This is a genomic window from Mesorhizobium sp. WSM4822 (assembly GCF_055811155.1).
The window spans coordinates 22,547-40,386 of sequence record NZ_JBVVQM010000001.1 but is presented as its reverse complement, the minus strand read 5'-3'; the positions used below and the strand labels follow the sequence as shown (position 1 = coordinate 40,386).

General features: G+C 62.4%; 23 protein-coding genes. 10 read left to right on the top strand and 13 right to left on the bottom strand.

Translation table 11 applies throughout. The features are described from left to right. Positions 1-16: 16 nt before the first annotated feature. On the bottom strand, positions 17-1,120 hold the full coding sequence (locus tag AC0L3E_RS00225) for a helix-turn-helix transcriptional regulator (RefSeq protein WP_128307549.1): 1,104 nt from the start codon (positions 1,118-1,120) through the stop codon (positions 17-19). A 130-nt stretch (positions 1,121-1,250) separates the two neighbouring features. After that, positions 1,251-1,676, bottom strand: a complete 426-nt coding sequence (locus tag AC0L3E_RS00220; protein ID WP_127270139.1) for a VOC family protein — start codon at positions 1,674-1,676, stop codon at positions 1,251-1,253. Between the two features lie 66 nt (positions 1,677-1,742). Here AC0L3E_RS00220 and AC0L3E_RS00215 point away from each other — a divergent pair, with 66 nt between their 5' ends. Next, entirely contained in the window at positions 1,743-2,363 is a 621-nt protein-coding gene (locus AC0L3E_RS00215; RefSeq protein WP_352582654.1) for a TetR/AcrR family transcriptional regulator, read from the top strand. Here the strand turns inward: AC0L3E_RS00215 and AC0L3E_RS00210 are convergent. Beyond that, positions 2,302-3,252 (bottom strand): LysR family transcriptional regulator, encoded by a 951-nt coding sequence (locus AC0L3E_RS00210; protein ID WP_127326301.1) that lies wholly within the window; start codon positions 3,250-3,252, stop codon positions 2,302-2,304. The genes AC0L3E_RS00215 and AC0L3E_RS00210 overlap by 62 nt on opposite strands. 111 nt (positions 3,253-3,363) lie before the next feature. On the opposite strand from AC0L3E_RS00210, the gene AC0L3E_RS00205 reads away from it, so the two are divergent. The 3 genes from AC0L3E_RS00205 to AC0L3E_RS00195 all read left to right on the top strand — a co-directional run bounded on the left by AC0L3E_RS00205 (position 3,364) and on the right by AC0L3E_RS00195 (position 4,706). Next, positions 3,364-3,999: an FMN-dependent NADH-azoreductase gene (locus AC0L3E_RS00205; RefSeq protein ID WP_127268106.1), complete on the top strand. Its 636-nt coding sequence runs from the start codon at positions 3,364-3,366 to the stop codon at positions 3,997-3,999. Between the two features lie 170 nt (positions 4,000-4,169). After that, positions 4,170-4,409, top strand: coding sequence for a CopG family ribbon-helix-helix protein (locus tag AC0L3E_RS00200; RefSeq protein ID WP_127256140.1), 240 nt, complete (start codon positions 4,170-4,172; stop codon positions 4,407-4,409). 3 nt (positions 4,410-4,412) lie between these two features. After that, entirely contained in the window at positions 4,413-4,706 is a 294-nt protein-coding gene (locus AC0L3E_RS00195; RefSeq protein ID WP_127268105.1) for a type II toxin-antitoxin system RelE/ParE family toxin, read from the top strand. Positions 4,707-4,726: 20 nt separating this feature from the next. On the opposite strand, the gene AC0L3E_RS00190 is transcribed toward AC0L3E_RS00195, so the two are convergent. Both AC0L3E_RS00190 and AC0L3E_RS00185 read right to left on the bottom strand, forming a co-directional pair. Then, the gene (locus AC0L3E_RS00190; protein ID WP_127326299.1) at positions 4,727-5,026 is read right to left on the bottom strand and encodes an AzlD family protein; all 300 of its coding nucleotides are present in this window, start codon (positions 5,024-5,026) and stop codon (positions 4,727-4,729) included. Beyond that, a complete protein-coding gene (locus AC0L3E_RS00185) occupies positions 5,023-5,757 on the bottom strand; it encodes an AzlC family ABC transporter permease (protein WP_127399415.1) in 735 nt (244 codons plus the stop codon). The genes AC0L3E_RS00190 and AC0L3E_RS00185 overlap by 4 nt, the downstream gene beginning before the upstream one ends. Positions 5,758-5,927: 170 nt before the next feature. On the opposite strand from AC0L3E_RS00185, the gene AC0L3E_RS00180 reads away from it, so the two are divergent. The 5 genes from AC0L3E_RS00180 to AC0L3E_RS00160 all read left to right on the top strand — a co-directional run bounded on the left by AC0L3E_RS00180 (position 5,928) and on the right by AC0L3E_RS00160 (position 9,281). After that, entirely contained in the window at positions 5,928-6,386 is a 459-nt protein-coding gene (locus AC0L3E_RS00180) for an Lrp/AsnC family transcriptional regulator (RefSeq protein WP_127268102.1), read from the top strand. Between the two features lie 126 nt (positions 6,387-6,512). After that, positions 6,513-7,715, top strand: a complete 1,203-nt coding sequence (locus AC0L3E_RS00175) for an MFS transporter (RefSeq protein ID WP_127326297.1) — start codon at positions 6,513-6,515, stop codon at positions 7,713-7,715. Between the two features lie 296 nt (positions 7,716-8,011). Continuing rightward, entirely contained in the window at positions 8,012-8,275 is a 264-nt protein-coding gene (locus AC0L3E_RS00170; protein ID WP_127268100.1) for a YMGG-like glycine zipper-containing protein, read from the top strand. A gap of 50 nt (positions 8,276-8,325) precedes the next feature. Continuing rightward, on the top strand, positions 8,326-8,961 hold the full coding sequence (locus AC0L3E_RS00165) for an outer-membrane lipoprotein carrier protein LolA (RefSeq protein WP_473603855.1): 636 nt from the start codon (positions 8,326-8,328) through the stop codon (positions 8,959-8,961). 92 nt (positions 8,962-9,053) lie between these two features. Next, positions 9,054-9,281 (top strand): hypothetical protein, encoded by a 228-nt coding sequence (locus AC0L3E_RS00160; protein WP_473603854.1) that lies wholly within the window; start codon positions 9,054-9,056, stop codon positions 9,279-9,281. Between the two features lie 61 nt (positions 9,282-9,342). On the opposite strand, the gene AC0L3E_RS00155 is transcribed toward AC0L3E_RS00160, so the two are convergent. Together AC0L3E_RS00155 and AC0L3E_RS00150 are read right to left on the bottom strand one after the other, a co-directional pair. After that, positions 9,343-9,642, bottom strand: coding sequence for an HlyU family transcriptional regulator (locus AC0L3E_RS00155; protein WP_127268097.1), 300 nt, complete (start codon positions 9,640-9,642; stop codon positions 9,343-9,345). A gap of 112 nt (positions 9,643-9,754) precedes the next feature. After that, a complete protein-coding gene (locus AC0L3E_RS00150) occupies positions 9,755-10,444 on the bottom strand; it encodes a PadR family transcriptional regulator (RefSeq protein WP_473603852.1) in 690 nt (229 codons plus the stop codon). A 268-nt stretch (positions 10,445-10,712) separates the two neighbouring features. Between AC0L3E_RS00150 and AC0L3E_RS00145 the strand changes: the two genes are divergently transcribed. Then, a complete protein-coding gene (locus tag AC0L3E_RS00145) occupies positions 10,713-10,970 on the top strand; it encodes a DUF2798 domain-containing protein (protein WP_256747974.1) in 258 nt (85 codons plus the stop codon). Between the two features lie 66 nt (positions 10,971-11,036). Here AC0L3E_RS00145 and AC0L3E_RS00140 read toward each other — a convergent pair whose 3' ends face one another. From AC0L3E_RS00140 to dnaG, 6 genes are all read right to left on the bottom strand, one after another. Beyond that, positions 11,037-11,405, bottom strand: coding sequence for a thiol-disulfide oxidoreductase DCC family protein (locus AC0L3E_RS00140; protein WP_127326291.1), 369 nt, complete (start codon positions 11,403-11,405; stop codon positions 11,037-11,039). Then, a complete protein-coding gene (locus AC0L3E_RS00135; RefSeq protein WP_256747976.1) occupies positions 11,406-12,470 on the bottom strand; it encodes a DMT family transporter in 1,065 nt (354 codons plus the stop codon). Between the two features lie 26 nt (positions 12,471-12,496). Next, positions 12,497-12,766 (bottom strand): putative hemolysin, encoded by a 270-nt coding sequence (locus AC0L3E_RS00130; protein WP_127326289.1) that lies wholly within the window; start codon positions 12,764-12,766, stop codon positions 12,497-12,499. A 106-nt stretch (positions 12,767-12,872) separates the two neighbouring features. After that, positions 12,873-13,166, bottom strand: a complete 294-nt coding sequence (locus tag AC0L3E_RS00125; RefSeq protein ID WP_127396265.1) for a GYD domain-containing protein — start codon at positions 13,164-13,166, stop codon at positions 12,873-12,875. Positions 13,167-13,346: 180 nt separating this feature from the next. Continuing rightward, positions 13,347-15,368, bottom strand: a complete 2,022-nt coding sequence (gene rpoD / locus AC0L3E_RS00120) for an RNA polymerase sigma factor RpoD (RefSeq protein ID WP_013530149.1) — start codon at positions 15,366-15,368, stop codon at positions 13,347-13,349. Between the two features lie 422 nt (positions 15,369-15,790). After that, positions 15,791-17,725 (bottom strand): DNA primase, encoded by a 1,935-nt coding sequence (gene dnaG / locus AC0L3E_RS00115; RefSeq protein ID WP_292459983.1) that lies wholly within the window; start codon positions 17,723-17,725, stop codon positions 15,791-15,793. Positions 17,726-17,840 lie beyond the last annotated feature (115 nt).

Genomic DNA, 17,840 nt, shown 5'->3' with positions numbered 1-17,840 from the left:
TTAAGGCCGCCGTTGCTCACTCTCCCTTCGAGGGAGCAACGGGGACATAGGCTCCCTTCAGGAGAGCCACGAGTTGCGCCTGATGATGCGTGCCTGTCTTGTCGAAGATACGACCAAGATACGTGCTGGCCGTGCGATAGGTGATGTTGGCGCTTGTCGCCGCCACACCAAGGCTATCTCCCGATGCCAATGCCGCTGCCAATCGCGCCTCGGCCGGCGAGAGGTCGAAAAGGCCCGTCAGGATGGTCGGCGAAGGCACCAGATTCGTCGGGTTGAGAGCCGTGGCTGCGATCAGTATGTCGGCGCCTGAGAGAAGTTCGTGCGCCAGACGGCGAAGAGGGATGAGGTGAACGATCATGGCCTCGCTATTCTCGCTTGGCGCTATGGGCACGGAGCGACCCGACGCAGCGTCACCAGTCCCGCTTGCAATCGCCTGCTGAAACAACTTGTTTGCCTTGGCATCGGCAAGGGCGAGCCCATCACGGGCCGTCGGCACGAACACAAGGGGCAGAGCGTCAAGCAGTTGATTGGTCGCCAGAACGCGTCCCCTGCTCGTCATCACCGCGGCCGGCAGGCCGATCGCCGCAAGCGCCGTAGTCGTAGCGCGCGCTCGTTCCAGCCGCAGGCGCGCACCAATCAGGCCGGCGCGCGCCAGATGTGGCCTCATGCGGTTGAGCTGGTCCAATTCGTCTCGGGATGGCCGATCATTGGTCAGCCAACGCTCCATCGTAAACAACAGAACTTCGCCTGTAGGCAGGGATATGAACGTACCGACTTCGCCACCGATTCCCAATGGCAGCGTCCGGTCGAGCCGCGTCCGATTGTTCTCGAGCGCCTCCTTGGGGAAGTAATCCGCGTCGTAGACGAATTCCGAGGGTGGGGGCAGCGTCAGCAGGAGTTGGGAGACACTGCTGCTCTTGAACCCGCCTTCCGCAGAGATGCCCTCCAGTATCGGCCGGACCAGGTCCGACGCGATGAGCATCGGGTCCAGCCGATCATCGAATAAACCCATACCGCCTCCGGCCGAGTTCGACAGTTCGCTCAACCTGTCGAAGACGTCTGGCCATAAATCGGGGACGAACGCCGCTTCATAAATTCGATCGACAAGATCTTCGGTCATTCAATGGTCCGCTCGCCACCTGCACTCGCATGATTGCATCGCACATCTGCTCAGAAATCAAACCTTTCTCGGCTTGGCATTACCGGATGATCATAAATTGCGTAGGAAACAGCCAACACGAAAACATCGTTCAGGTGCCCACCGCCCCCTCCGCGTACTGCGCCAGAAACGCCTCGCTCGGCGGAATCGGCTTGATCACGTCGATCAGCACGCCATTGGGATCCCGGGTGATGAAATGGCGCTGGCCGAAGGGTTCGTCGCGTAGAGAGCGCAGGATCGGCAGCCCGGCCGCGACGATCCGTTCATAGACCGCATCGGGGTCCCTCACCTCGAAGTTGATCAGGAGGCCCGACGCGCGGCCGCGCCCCTCTTCCGGGATCGTTTCATGGTCGCCCTGGACGATGCCGAGATTGACTCTTCTGTCCTCCACCGATTGCAGATGCACATACCAGTCGCTTTCGAATAGCGGCTGGAAGCGAAAATGCTCGATATAGAACGCCGTCGTGCCGGCGACGTCGCCGGTCATCAGCACCGGGTAATAGCTCGTCGTCTTCATCTTTCCTTCTCCCGTCGATTAACATACAGTCTGCATGTAACTTCAATTAACATACAGGCTGCATGTATGCAACGCGATTCCGCGCGTCGTTCCAACCGTGACCGCACCGAGGCGACGCGCGCCGACCTGATTGCCGCGGCACGAAAGCTGTTCACCGAAAAATCCTATGCCGAGACCAGCACGCCGGAGATCGTCGCTGCCGCCGGCGTGACGCGCGGCGCGCTCTATCATCACTTCGCCGACAAGCAGGCGCTGTTTGCCGCCGTGGTCGAGCAGGAGGCGATGGCGGTGGCTGAGGAGATCGAGCGCGCTTCGCCGCCATCGCTCAATGCCCGCGACGCACTCATTGCCGGTTCCGACGCCTACCTCGCCGCCATGCGCGCGCCCGGCCGCACGCGGCTGCTGCTGCTCGACGGCCCGGCCGTGCTTGGCCGCGCTGCCATGGACGCGATCGACAACCGCCACGGCAACCGTTCGCTGCGCGAAGGGCTGGTCGCGGCGATGCGGGCGCAGACGATGACGAGATTGCCGGCCGACGCGCTGACCGCACTGCTCGGCTCCGCCTTCGATCGTGCCGCCTTGGCCATTGAGGCCGGTGCGTCAGTTCAGGACTACCGCGCCGTGCTCATGGCACTGATCGATGGCCTGTCTCTTCCTCAGGCACCTCGCCCGGTTCGAACTCGTTGAAGCAGCCGAGCTGGCGCTTGAACTGGTCGATCAGCCAGGCCGCCGCGGGCTTCGGGCTGCGATCGTTGCGGTGCATGGCAAACAGCGGCGAACTCACCTCCCTGAAGGATTCGAGGTCGATTTCGACCAGCCGGCCACTCGCCAGGTCGTCTGCTATCAGCCAGCGCGGCAGCCCGCCCCAACCCAGCCCCTCGCGCATCAGCATATGCTTGGTGCGCACATCCGTCAGCCGCCAGGTGCGGTAGGCGAAGACGCCGAAGTCGCGCCCCTTGGTGCGCTCCGACTGGTCGGTGACGACAAGCTGCGTGTGTTCGCGCGCATCCTCGATCGCCACCGGCTTCGGCAGCAGGGCCAGCGGATGGCTGGGCGCGGCGGCCAGCACGATCGACATGAAGCCGATGCGCACGAGATGCACATCGACATCGCCCAGCAGGCCGCCAATGCCAAGGTCGGCCTGCCCGCTGACGACATGATCGGGGATCAGGCCGAGCGTACCGATATGCAGGCGCAGCATCACGGTCGGAAACTGCGCCTCGAACGCCTTCAGCACCCGCACCAGCACCGGCGACGGCAACGCTGCGTCGACCGACAGCGCGACTTCAGCCTCGAGCCCTTGATGATGGCCGTCGACGCGCGAGCGGATGCGCTGCAGCACACCGATCATGCGCCGCGCATCCTCCAGCATCGCCCGGCCGATCTCGGTCAGTTGCGGCTCGCGGGTACCCTCGCGCTCGAACAGTTTCAGCCCCAGCTGCGCCTCGAGATTGGCTATGCCGTAGCTGATGACGGACTGTGCCCGGTTGAGCCTGCGGCCGGCGGCCGAGAAGCTGCCGGCTTCGGCGACTGTCACAAAGATCTGAAGTTGATCGAGCGTCGGATTGGGCTGCATCGTGATATCTAACTTATAGATGGATCGTATAGAAAGTATACCAGTTTATTGAATGGATCGAAAGTCCCATATCTGGCGGGACAAATCATTCCAACCGCTGGAGAGCCCAAAATGTCCATTCTTCTCATCACTTCGAGCCCGCGCGGCGCCGCCTCCCATTCGACCCGCATCGCTACCGAATTCGCTGAAAAGCTCGTCGCCGCCGATCCGTCGAACACGCTCGTCGTGCGCGACCTCGTCGCCAATCCGCTCCCTCATATCGACGCCGACTACGCGAGCGGCATCTACGTGCCGGCGGAAGCGCGCACTGCGCGCCAGGCTGAGGTCGTCGGCGTCTCCGATGTCGTGCTCGACGAGCTGTTTGCCGCCGACACCGTGATCCTGGCCACAGGCTTCATCAACTTCAACATCTCCTCGACGCTGAAGTCCTGGGTCGATCATATCTCTCGTTCCGGCAAGAGCTTTTCCTATGGCGAGAACGGCCCCAAGGGTCTCGTCACCGGCAAGAAGGTCTATATCGTGCTGGCTTCGGGCGGCATCTATTCCGAAGGTGCGGCCGTGCAGTTCGATCACGCCATTCCCTACCTGCGCGGCGTGCTCGGCTTCCTCGGCATGACCGATGTCGATGTCATCCGTATCGAAGGCGTCGGCATGGGTCCTGACGCGGTGACCGCAGCGCTCGCCAAGGCGACCGCCAAGGTCGATGCCGTGGTGGCAGCCAGCCAGGGTGTCGCGGCTGCCGCATAGGGAAAAGACTTAAATTGGAGGGCAGGCGCTTGGCGCCCGCCCTTTTTCGATGCGCTCCCCGCTTGTTTTCCTGACAGTAAACAGCGCGAAGCGACCAGAGTCCTTTGGGTGTGACTTGACGATCCACCTTGGTTCACTCACAATCACAATGAACCAAGTGGATCGAAACCATGACGGCTTTCACCGTACGCCTCCCCGACGACACGACAAACAGGCTCGACCAACTTGCCGAAAAGCTCGATCGCTCGCGCTCTTATGTGGCCGCCAAGGCCATCGAAGACTTTGTAGCTCGTCAAGAGTGGCAACTCGCTGAGATAGAGGCCGGATTGGCCGAGGCCGAGCGCGGTGAGTTCGCCAGCGAACAAGAGTTGGCCGCCGTGATCGGGAAATACGTCAAGCCCGCCGGCTGATCCATGAGCCGCAAGACAATCCGTTGGACCAAGCGGGCTTTGCGTCGGCTTGGCGAAATCGGCGCGCATATCGAGAAAGACAGTCCCGAAGCTGCCGCCCGTGTCATTGGGCGCATCTTGTCCGCAGCGGAGTTGCTTACCGAACAGCCGGCTATGGGTCGCGTTGGACGCATCAAGGCGACGCGAGAACTCGTTTTGGCCGATATCCCATATATCGTCCCCTATCGCGTAAGCGAAGATGCCGTCGAAATACTTACCGTCATACATGCCGCCCAACAGTGGCCAAAGAGCCTCTGAGCCAACTGGCCGCTGCCTTTCTAGCCGATGAAATGCCTGAGCAACCCCGCCGAAGCGACTCCGATCAGCACAGTCGGCAGCATGGAAAGCCGCGTGGCGGCCACCAGCGTAACAGCCAGCGCCAGAATATCCGCCGGGGACTTCGACACGAAGGCCGGTGCGATGACCGCAATCAGCACGCAACCGGGCGCAGCTTCCATCACAGCCGTGGCACGCCCGCTGAGCGTACGGTTGCGCAGCACGACATAGCCGCCGATACGCGTGAGATAAGTGACGCCGGCCATCAGCACGATGGTGAAAAAGGTCGTTGCATCGATCATGCATCACTCGCCATCAGCCAGGCCGCGACCAGACCCGACATGGCGCCCGCGGCGACATACCAGGCGCCGGGAACGAAGAGATAGACCAGTGCCGCCACGACCAGGCTGACCAGCCAGGGTCGCGCCGCCGCCATCCCCGTCCACATGCCGCGCATCAGCACCAGGAAGACAGCCGGGAACGCCATGTCGAAACCATAGGCCCCGACGTCGCCGAGCATCGGACCGAGCAAGGCACCCAGCGTGGTGAAGACCACCCAGGTGAGATACATCGCCAGCGCCGCGCCCATATAGTAGCGCGGGCTGAAGGCCGGCATGATGCCGGCAGCAGTGCGCTGTCTGGCATCGGCCAGGCCCAGCGCCCAGCTCTCGTCGCACATAAAGAAAAGCGCCGGAAACACCTTGCGCCGCGGCAGGTGGCGCAGGAACGGCGCCAGTGCCGCACCCATCAGCAAATGACGGCTGTTGACCAGGAAGGTGATGGCGACGATGAGCACGATGTGCGGCGGCGACGTCCACAATTGGATCGCCGCGAATTCCGAACCGCCGGCGAAATTCAGCCCTGTCATCGCGGACAGTTCGACCGTGCTCAGCCCTTTTTGCGTGGCCTGGGCGCCGAGCACCAGCGCATAGGGTATGGTGCCGAACAGCACCGGCGCGCAGGACGCCACGCCACGGCGGAATTCGGATCGCGAACCATTGCCCGCCGCCTCGACTGCCTGTGAAATGCTCATGTGTCTCCACTGGCGCGCCTCGCGGCCGCCGCTGCCCTGCGTTTGAACTCTCATGATACTGGCGGCAAACATACCCACAATTCTCCGCAATATGGTTGCGAATATTGTTGTACTTCAACTAGGTTCGGCATTGAGTGCCATTAATTTCAAAATAGATGGAATCTAGAGCCATGAAGCTGGATGAGATCGACAAGCGGATCCTGCGGGCGCTGCAGCGCGACGGCCGCATGGCCAACAACGATCTGGCCAAAGAGGTCGGCCTGTCGCCCTCGCCTTGCCTGCGGCGCGTGAAGCTGCTGGAGGAAGCCGGCATCATCGATCGCTACGTCGCAGTGCTGAACCCCGGCAGCATCGGCAAGGGCCTCACCTTCTTCACCCGCATCTGGCTGAAAACGCAGGATGAGGACACGATCGAGCATTTCGCCACCGAAGTCGCCAAGCTGCCGCAGGTGATGGAGTGCTATTTGATGCTCGGCGATTGCGACGCCATGGTGCGCGTGGTGGCGGCCGGTATCGACGATTACCGCCGCTTCCAGTCGGAGCATCTGAGCCGCATCAAGGGCGTGCAGAACGTCAAGACCGACGTCCCCAGCCAGACGATCAAATACACGTCGGAACTGCCGATCTGAGCTGCCGAAAACGGCGTCACGTAAAACTGGATAAAAAATGCAACCGGATTGTAGGATCGAACCCGGTGCCGGCGTCCTTCGGGTGCAAGCAGCGCGCAGCGCTGCCTTTAGGCATGGGAGATTTGAATGAGCCTTTCCTATCGTTGGGTCATCGTCGCCGCTGGCGCGCTGATGTCCTGCGTCGCCATCGGGACGATGTTTTCGCTGGCGATATTCCTGGAGCCGATGGCGATCGACACCAACTGGTCGCGCGCCGGCATTTCCAGCGCCATGACGCTCAACTTCCTGGTGATGGGCCTTGGTGGCTTCGCCTGGGGCGCGATATCGGACCGTTTTGGCGCCCGCATCGTCGTGATGATCGGCGCGGTGCTGCTCGGGTTGGCGCTGGTGCTGGCCAGCCGCGCCGGTTCGCTGCTGAGTTTCCAGATCACCTATGGCGTGCTGGTCGGTCTCGCGGCAAGCGCCTTTTTTGCGCCGATGATCGCGCTGACCACAGGCTGGTTCGACACCAACCGCAGCCTTGCCGTCTCACTGGTCTCGGCCGGCATGGGCGTGGCGCCGATGACGATCTCGCCCTTCGCCCGCTGGTTGATCTCCGCCTATGACTGGCGCACCGCCATGTTCGACATCGGCATTGCCGCCTGGGTGCTGCTGTTGCCGGCGGTGCTGCTGGTGCGCCAGCCGCCGAAGCCCGTCTTGGTCGACACCGGCTCCGCGCCGGTTGCCGAAGGTGCCGGCCTGACAGTCGGCCAGGCGCTGCGCTCGCCGCAATTCATCGTGCTCGGGCTGACCTTCTTTGCCTGCTGCGCGGCGCATTCCGGACCGATCTTCCATATGGTCAGCTATGCCATGCTGTGCGGCGTCGCCCCCATGGCAGCGGTCTCGATCTACAGTGTCGAAGGCCTGGCAGGCCTTGGCGGCCGGCTCTTCTACGGCGTACTGGCCGACCGGCTGGGCGTCAAGCCGGTGCTGATCGCGGGCCTGGCGATCCAGGCGATCGTCATTGCCGCCTATCTGTCGATCAGCCAGCTTGAGCAGTTCTACATGCTGGCCGTTATCTTCGGTGCCACCTATGGCGGCGTCATGCCGCTCTATGCGGTGCTGGCGCGCGAATATTTCGGCCAGCGCATCCTCGGCACCGTGTTCGGCGCCGCCACCATGCTGTCCAGCCTCGGCATGGCGCTGGGACCGCTTGCCGGCGGCATGGTGTTCGATGCCTACGCCAACTATTCCTGGCTGTTCATCGGCTCTGCTCTTATCGGGCTCGGCGCGGTCGGCATCGCCATCGCGTTCCCGCCACTGCCACGCAGGGAACTGCAGCCGGCTTAGTCCGGGTCGACTTCCAAACCTTGCTGGCCAGGCGCGCAATCAGCCTGGCCCGTTCGGTCCGCCGCGGATCCTGTCCCCTGTTTCATCCGTTCCCCCTTGTGCGAGTGCGGAAGTCCACGGCCACGTTTGCACCAAGCGACGACTTCGCGCACCCGTCCACCAGTGAGGGTACGATTTTGAGCCGAAGGCGCGCGGCTCCGCCACGGCCAGGCTTGAATGGCAGGCAACGGTCGATGGATCGAAAAGCTCTCTTAAGCATTTAAGCTTTGGCTAATAGTAGCCTCAGGAGAGAAACGATGAAAAAGACGCTGCTCATTTTGAGCCTGCTCATCCCGCTCTCGGCGTGCTCCCGTACCGAACAAGGCGCCGCCGTCGGCGGCTTGGGAGGCGCGGCCGTAGGCGCCGCGGTGGCCGGAGACCCTGTGGAAGGGGCGGTTGTCGGCGGTGCGGTCGGAGCGATAGCAGGGGCCGTCATCGGCCACGCCAGCGAAGCCGGCCAGTGCAGATATCGCGATCGGTACGGCCGGGTTTACGTTGCCCGGTGCCCGGACGGTTACTGATCTCAAGACGCGTGATCTCCTTCGATCACGCGTCTGCCAGGAGTAGTCGAATGGCCTATCGGATCAAAAAGCTGCCGGGTTTCTTGTTTGCCGCTGTCGGCGCTGCCGCGGTGAATATCGCGTCCACGATTGCGATTTCGGCCGCGCCGGTTGATGCGAAGACCATTGCCGATCACTTCTCATCGGTGAAATCCATGTCAGGGGATTTCGTTCAGTCAGGCCCGAAAGCGGAAAGAAAACATGGCAGGTTTTTTCTCCAACGCCCGGGCAAGATCCGGTTCAACTATGCAGGCCAATCTGGGATCAGCGTGATTGCAGATGGTAAATCCCTGGTGGTTTACAACAGGAAACTGAAGACATCGCGGCTCTATGCTCTCTCGAAGACGCCGCTCAAGCTGTTGCTCGACAACAAGGTCGACTTCTCCGGCAGTCGCCTCAAGAGCATCAGGGACGACGGCGCCCAAGTTACCGTCAAGCTGGCCGACAGATCGGCTTTCGGCAACTCGAACATCTCCATAGTGTTCGACAGAAAATCGCTCGATCTGCGCAGATGGAGCCTCACCGACGAGAAGGGACTTACCACAACGGTGACTATATCAAATGTGAAGCAGGGCGTTCGCGCTCCCGAGGGCACCTTCGTCATCGATTATGCGGCGAACCGTGAATTCAACACCACAACGAAATAGGGGCGGCCGCAGAATGGTCACAGCACCGGAACCAATATGATCAGCGGCGGTTTAATCCGTGAAGGGACCGGAACCGCAAAGGACGCGGCACAATGATTGAAATTCACAGCATCGAAGCGGCCAACGCCAGACTGCGCATAAGGAGAGCTGAGCACTCTCTGAAGCGCGCGAATGACTTGCTCGACGAGGAAGGCGGCGTCGCTCTTAATCTGGCATTGTGCGGCCGGATAAGGGCCGCGAGAAGGCATCTGATCGAGGCCAGGACCCGCCTGATGACGATCGATCCTCGCCAGGACGAGTTGATCCGCCGGCGGTCGTAGGTCAACCCGGACCGAGAGGTCCATCGTGGCGCAAAGGCCCGCATGGACCTGCTGGCGTGATCTACCCAAAAATCCGGTCGCCCTGCTCATCAACCAGTTGGATGCCCTTCTTGATCGAGATGTCGACGGCGTCGTCGAGCCCGGCGAAACGGTCGGCACGGATAAATTTGTGTTCCTTCACCACACCGTCGATCTCCTTGGAGACGACGCCGCACGTCTGGTATTGGCCATCCGCCTTGTAGGGCGTGGCGCTGATCAGGAAGCCCTTGTGCTCGACCTGCTTAGCTGGCGCTGCACTTGTTGGTCCAGCCGTTTCGGCTCCGCTGGCGCCACCGCCGAAAAGACGCTTCAGAAAAGACATCGGGCTTCCTCCAACAGCATTCATCCCGCACCATGTAGAGTGACGCGGGATGAATTTCACTATCGGTCCTTGGCCCAGCGGGCAAGGGCTGCGTCCGGTCGGCTGGACGAGCTTACTTGCGCGACAGCGCTTCCAGCGCCTCGGCGGCGGCTTCGAGGATGGCGATCGCCTCGGCCTGCTTGTCGGCCGGGGCGTCGACGAAGTCACCCAGAGCCGCGCGCAGTCGGTGGCGGACTGCGCGGAATTCGTCGCGCGCTTCCGAACGATCCCCGCGGCTACCCCGGCCGCCACGACGCCCGCCCTCTTCACTCTCGTCGTTCCAGCCGAACCAGTCGCGCGCCTTGGCCATTTTGCGGCCGAAGCGCTCGAGATGGTCGAGCACGCCATCGATCATCTCGCGGTTGTCGGCGAGATGCGCCTGGCCAGCTTCGGTGATCGAAAACACCTTCTTGTTGCCGTCGGCGGCGGAGGCGGCATAGCCGGCCTCTTCCAGGAAGGTCAGCGTCGGGTAGACCACGCCCGGGCTCGGGCTGTAGATGCCGCTGGTGCGCTCTTCCAGGGCCTTGATGATGTCGTAGCCGTGGCGCGGCGCCTCGGCCAGCAGCGACAGCGTGATCAGCTTGAGGTCGCCGTCGGCCAGCATGCGCCCGGCGCGGAACATGTCGCCCGGGCCGCCGCGCCCGCCACCGCGACCGCCGTGTCCGAACGGGCCAAAGCCGCCGCCCCCTCTGCCACCGAATTTGCCGGCCATGTGCACGAACATGCGCTCGCCGAAATGACTGTTCCCAAAATGTTTGTGCATTGATTGCTCCTTGAGTTGTATCTTACGATATATCTTAATTAGGCAAACCAATCGATGGAGTCAAGATATATCTTACGATGTATCTGAATGAGGCGCCAGAGGCTTGCTTTCACCGGAACGTGCCGCTAGAAGGCCGGCGAGCGCCTCGGCTGCTCCGTAAGCGTCTGACGTCAAGCAACGCATCCAACCCGGTCTTCCGGGCAATTTTGCCGGCCACGGCGAATGGATGCCAATGCGACGGACCGGACACTTTCAGGGAACACCCGAAATGAATGCAAGATATCAGCGCAGGAAACTGCCTGCGCGCTATGCCGCTGTTCTCAGCCCGCTGGTGCTGTCGCTGTTGATGACCTTCATCGTCTCGTTGATCTCGACGTTGAAAAGCCTTGGCTTCCACCCCGAGCTGCCGTCCATCTGGCTGACCGCCTGGGGTCTGTCGTGGTTGGTGGCGTTTCCGACGCTGCTGCTGGTGCTGCCGATAGTGCGCCGCATCGTCGGCGCGCTGTGCAAGCCGGCCAGCCGATAGCGCGCACGAAAAAGGTCCGGAGATGTCCTCCGGACCTTTTGCCCTGCGGTCATCAATGACGAACCGCTACCAGCGACCCTTGCGGCGGTTCCAGGCATAGAGAAGATCGGCGAAGCGGTCGTAGGCAAAGCGTGTCACCGGCAAGGCAACCGGATTGCCGAACACCATCGCCAGCCAGCCTTCGCCCGGCGTGACCTTCCACACGGCGATGGCAACGTCGGCGCCGACCAGCAGCCTGCCCGCCGCATCGGTGGCGTGAAGCCGGCGGCGGATGTCCTCAAGCGACGCGCCATGTCCGGCAAGCGCTGCCGGTTCAAGATTGATGTCTCGGAACTCGATCCGCCCGGCCTTGACCGCCTCGATCAGCCGCCGCTTCTGCCTGCTGATACCGGCATCGCAGACCGGGCAGCGCGTGTTGTACCAGACGGTCAGCATCTATCCGTGGCCATGCCTGTGGTGCAGGTCGGGATAATGCGGATGCCGGTGGCGCATCGGGGCATGCCGGTGCCAGTGCGAATGCGGCTCGCTCACCGGCCCGTCATGATGGTGCTGGTGGTGCTCGTCATGCACATGGCTGTGCTCGTGTTCCAGTTCCTCATGGTCGTGCTCATGCTCATGGCGTTCCGACAAATGCAGCCATAGGCCAACGCCCATCAGAACTCCGGCGGCCGCAAGCTTGAGCGTGACGGCGTCACCCAGGATGGCGATTGCCAGCAACGCGCCGATGAAGGGAGCGAGCGAGTAATAGGCCCCTGTCCGGGCGGTGCCCAGATGACGCAGCGCCACGATGAACATCACCAGGCTGACCCCAATGCCGAAGAAACCGACTGCGGCGGTCGCTGCAATGACCGACGCCGGGGGAAACAAGGCCCCGCCGGCAAGCGCCAGCCCGACATTGACGACACCCGCCACCAGCCCTTTGAGCATGGCGATCACCACCGGGTCGGTGGCGGAGATCCTGCGCGTGAAATTGTTGTCGATCCCCCAGGCCAGACAAGCCCCCGCCACCATCAGGGCGCCACGGTTGAAGGCGACGCCCTCACCTTGCCACGACAGAAGAATGGCACCCGCCAGAATGGCGAAGGCGCCAAAAAGCAGGCGCCGGTCGACATTCTCGCGATAGACGAGCCAGGCGATCGCCATCGTCGCCAGCCCTTCCAGGTTGAGCAGCAGCGCCGAACTGGAAGCCGTGTTGAGGGTCAAGCCGAACATCAGCAGCACCGGCGCGATAACGCCGCCCATGCCGATCGCCAGCGCCAGCCAGGGAATATCCCCAGCGGTCAGTTGCGCCTCCCCGGCCGCGGCCTGCCTGCCCCGAAGCAGGCGGTACAGAGCGAGGCCAAGACCGGCACCGAGATAGAGCAGCCCGGCCAGCATGAAGGGATTGACGCCATTGAGCAGCAGCTTGCTGAGCGGTGGCGTCGCCCCGAACAGGACGGCCGAGCCAAGCGCGAGCGGCACGCCGGGCCACAGATGCGAATGGGAATGCGGTTCGGACATGATCTCACCCTATGATGGCAGGTGTGTCACTTGCGGCGCATGGCCACCTTCGGCCCGACGCACTTGTTGTCGCGAAACAGCGCCCACTCCTCGCAAAGGCGCCCATTGGGCAAGCCGCAGAATCCATATTCATTACCGGCCTTGTCCTTCCTGATCACCAGGCGCCCGCCGATATCGCCACAATGGACGGATGCCGGATTGGCCATGCCGACCGGTTTTTGCGCACTGGCGCCGGCGGAAAACGGCAGCGACGACAAAGCGGCAAAGCTCGCGACCAATATCGAAACCTTCTTCATCGCGATCTCCCCGGCCGCATTCTATCACGGCGAAGCGCCCCGTCTTGCGGCAAAGCGCCACCAGGCCGGCACCAACCAGCGACTTCGAGAAACCCTGCCGATTCCTTTATCCGAGCGAGGTGATGATCTCGCGGTAGGCTAATTCGGGAAAGGCCTTCAGCGTCCGCGTCCTGACATTGCCCGCTGCCGCCAGCATCAGCGAGAAGCGCGCCAGCACGGCGTCGTCGGGCGCTTCGACCACAGCCACCATATCGTATTCGCCCATGGTCAGGTAGAACGTCTTGAACGATCCGCCCATGTCTCCCAGTTGCCTTCTGGCGGCGTCGAGCCGCTTCGGTGACTCGCGTATGTTCCTGGCACCTTGCTCCGTCCAGTTCATCAGCACGATGTAGCTTGTCATGGCACACCTCCCTCCGGGGCCACGGAGCACGGCGGCTTCGCCGGGGCGGGCATCCGGGTTGTCGCCCAGAAAATGCATCCGACACCGAATTATCCTCCCGAAGGGTCTCGCCCGCAAGAGTGCGTCGCACAACAAAAAAGGGCGCCATCGGCGCCCTTGAACTCTTTGCATCGGTAAGTCTCAGCTATCCAGGAAGCTGCGCAGCTTGCGCGACCTGCTCGGGTGCTTGAGCTTGCGCAGCGCCTTGGCTTCGATCTGGCGGATACGCTCGCGGGTGACCGAGAACTGCTGGCCGACTTCTTCCAGCGTGTGGTCGGTGTTCATGCCGATACCGAAGCGCATTCTGAGCACGCGCTCCTCGCGCGGCGTCAGCGAGGCCAGCACGCGCGTGGTGGTCTCGCGCAGATTGGCCTGGATCGCCGCGTCGATCGGCAGGATCGCCATCTTGTCTTCGATGAAATCGCCCAGATGCGAATCCTCCTCGTCGCCGACCGGCGTTTCGAGCGAGATCGGCTCCTTGGCGATCTTCAGGACCTTGCGCACCTTTTCGAGCGGCATGGCGAGCTTTTCGGCCAGTTCTTCCGGCGTCGGTTCACGGCCGATCTCGTGCAGCATCTGGCGCGAGGTGCGCACGATCTTGTTGATCGTCTCGATCATGTGCACCGGAATACGGATGGTGCGCGCCTGATCGGCGATCGAACGCGTGATCGCCTGCCGGATCCACCACGTCGCATAGGTCGAGAACTTGTAGCCGCGGCGGTATTCGAATTTGTCGACCGCCTTCATCAGGCCGATATTGCCTTCCTGGATCAGGTCGAGGAACTGCAGGCCGCGATTGGTGTATTTCTTGGCGATGGAGATGACGAGGCGCAGATTGGCTTCGACCATTTCCTTCTTGGCGATCGCCGCTTCGCGCTCGCCTTTCTGCACCTGATTGACGATCTTGCGGAATTCCAGGATCGAGATCGCCGTTTCGGTGGCGAGGTTCTGGATCTCGGCGCGCAGGTCCTTGATCGCATCCTTCTCGTTCTTGGTGAATTCCTTCCAGCCGCGCGAGGTCAGATTGCCGATCGAGCGCGTCCAGTTCGGGTCGAGCTCGGAACCCTGATATTCCTTCAGGAACTCTTCGCGGCGCACGCCGTAGCTTTCGGCCAGCCTGAGCAGCTTGCCTTCGTTCTGCACCAGGCGCTTGTTGATGTCGTAGAGTTGCTCGACCAGCGCCTCGATGCGCGCCGTGTTGAGCGACAGCGACTTCACCGCCTTGATCAGCTGGTCCTTGAGCTCCTTCAGCCGGCGGTCCTGGCTGGGCGACAGCGTGCCGGCGGCGGCCAGACGGTTCTCGACCTGCTGGTCCTGCAGCTTGCGCAGCTTTTTGTAGGTGTCGGCGATAACGTCGAGCGTCTCCATCACCTGCGGGCGGAGTTCCGCTTCCATCGCGGCCAGCGACAGGCTCGCTTCGTCCTCGTCTTCGTCGTCGTCATCCGTCAGCCCACGCGTATCGGCGCCGACATTGGTGATGTCGTCTTCGTCGTCGCGCGAACGGCGCGGCTTGTCCTCGACCTTGGCTTCCTCGACGCGCTCGACCACCGGCGCCTGCTTGGCCTCGGGGCCGGCATAGGTGGCTTCGAGATCGATGATCTCACGCAGCAGGATCTTGGATTCGTTGAGTTCGTCGCGCCAGATGATGATGGCCTGGAAGGTCAGCGGGCTTTCGCACAGACCCGCGATCATCGTCTCGCGGCCGGCCTCGATGCGCTTGGCGATGGCAATTTCGCCCTCGCGCGACAACAGCTCGACCGAGCCCATCTCGCGCAGATACATGCGCACCGGATCGTCGGTGCGATCGGTCGGTTCTTTCTTGGTGGTGGTGGCGGCGACCGCGGTGCCGGTCTGCTCAGCCAACTCGTTGGCGTCTTCCTCGGCATCGGCCGCGGTGTCGGCGGCCTCGGGCTCCTCGCCCTGCTCGTCGTCCTCGACCACGTTGATGCCCATGTCGGACAGCATCGCCATCGTGTCCTCGATCTGCTCGGAGGTCACTTCCTCTGAGGGCAGCACCGAATTCAGCTCGTCCATGGTGACATAGCCGCGCTTCTTGGCGGCCTTGATCATCTTCTTGACAGCATCATCGGAAAGGTCGAGCAGAGGGCCATCGGTGGCGCCTTCGCGTTCGGTTTCGACCTCTTCCTTTTCCTTTGTCGCCATAGTCTTTATCTTCTCCTAGCGGCCGAACTTCAAAGCCGCGTAAGCTGTCGGACCAGTCAAATCGGATGCGCTCGCTTATGAAACGCGCTTCACCGGGCCAGTAACTGCATCAACTCGTTTCGTTTGGTGTATGTCGTTGCCCAAATCGGTTTCCCCTTTTGGGCGACATGCATTAAGTCCAGATTAACCCTGATATCTGTGGCAGGCGGGCTGCCTGTCCAGTGACCAGTACCTCACATCGCTTATTTCCCGTCGACGCGGGTTCGGGTTAACGTTTCGAATCGTCCTGATTCCGCCAATCTGCCAGAAGGTCAAGCGCCTCTCGCATGATTCGCATGAAAAAAGCGAATCAATTACCCGACTTAGCCCGTTACGCGCCATTTGGACGCGCAACGACGCTTTCTCAATTCACTCGCTTCCAACTAAGCTCGCCCAGCCCTGCCCGAGGAGACGCCAAACCCTTCGATCAGCGCTTCCGTGGCCTGCACATCCTGGAATTGCGCCTGAATTTCGATCAGATGCCGGTAGTTTTCGTCTGTGGGATCGGTGGCGAGCGCCGCTTCCGCCTGTTTCAGCTCCTTATGTAAGGTGCGCGCGCTGCGCTGCAAGTGCAGCGCCTGGCTGAAAGCATCGCGGGCATCTTCAAGGGCGGCGGTCTCCAGCGCCGGCCATTGCCGCATCCGCCGGATCAGCCCGACGGCCCGCTCCCAGATCTCGGCGCAGCCGGCGCGTTCGATCGTCGCAATCACCGCCTGACGGTCATTGGCCATGTCATGCGCCATCGCATCGAGGATTGCCGCATGCAGCCGCCTCAGGTCGGAGTTGGCGAGATCGAGGAACTCGATATGGGCGAAATTCTCGTCGATCAGCGCCGGATGGTTGATCAACGCCACGATGATCGTCGCCTCGCGCACCGACATCCCCTCGCCGCCGCGTTTGACCAAAGCCGACTGGCCGAGGCTTTCGGTGATCGCAATGCGGCCGCCACCGCCTTTGGCGAACTGCCCGCCGGGCGCGGCCGTCTTGCCCTGGCCCTGTTTCCAGTCCTGCCGACCTTGACGCCCACTGCGCTGCGAGCCGAAGAAGCTCAGCACACGCTCGCGCATCTCCTGCTGGTAGTGGTAGCGCAGGCTTTCGTCGCGGATGCGGCTGGTCAGTTCGCGCAGCGTCTTCTCGAGTTCGGCCCGCCGCTCCGGCGTATCGAAGACGCCGCCCGCCGTCTCACGCATCCACAAAAGGTCGACCAGCGGCCGCGCCTCGGCCAGAACCCGACGAAACGCATCCGGTCCTTCGGCCTTGACCAGATCGTCGGGATCCTTGCCTTCCGGCAGCAGCGCGAAGCGCGCCGAACGGCCGGCCTGCACAGATGGCAGCGCCATATCGGCGGCCCGCCACGCTGCCTTAAGCCCGGCCTTGTCGCCGTCGAAGCACAGCATCGGCTCCGGCGCCATGCGCCAGAGCAGTTCGAGCTGGTTCTCGGTAAGCGCGGTGCCGAGCGGCGCCACGACATTCTCGAAGCCGGCCTGCGCCAGCGCGATCACGTCCATATAGCCTTCGACGGCGATGACCGTGCCGCCCTTGGCCAAGGCCTTGCGGGCGCGGGCGAAATTATAGAGTACGTTGCCCTTGTGGAAGAGCTCGGTGTCAGGCGAGTTCATGTATTTGGCCAGCGCGTCCGGCTGCAAAGCACGGCCGCCGAAGGCGATGATCTTGCCCCGGGAATCCGGAATCGGGAACATGATGCGGTCACGGAACCAGTCATAGGAAACCGGGATGTCGTCACCGTGGCGCACCAGTCCACAAGCCTCGATGTCGGCCTTGGGCACGCCCTTGGCGGCGAGATGCTCCTTCAGCGCATTGCGGCTGTCGGGCGCAAAACCGAGCCGGAACGATTGCTGCGTCGCCGGCGTCAGTCCGCGGTCGCGCAGATAGGCACGCGCCTTGGCGCCTTCCGGCCCCTGCAGCCGTTCCTGGAAGAAGGTGGTGGCCATCTCCATGACGTCTGTCAGGCTGGCGCGTTCCTTTTCGCGCCGCTCCTCCTGCGCATCGCGAACCGGCATCGGCACACCGGCCATGTCGGCGATCTTTTCGACCGCTTCGGGAAAGCTCATCCCGTCGAGTTCGGTGAGGAACTTGAAATGATCGCCCGAAACCGAACAGCCGAAACAGTGGTAGCGGCCCTTTTTGTCCTCGCAGTGGAAGGACGGGCTCTTCTCGCCGTGGAACGGACAACAGGCCCAATAGTCGCCGCGCGGCGCGTTGGTTTTCTTCCTGTCCCACGCAACGCGCTGGCCGATCACCGATGAAATCGGCACGCGGTCGCGTATCTCGTCGAGGAAGGCGGGTGGAAAGCGCATCGGGGAACTCGTTTCCCGATTATATAATCATACCCGCGAAATCCGACGACCCTTAATGCGGGCCATACCCGGTTTCCACAGGCAAAAGAGGCGGCCGTTGCGGGCCGCCTCTTTC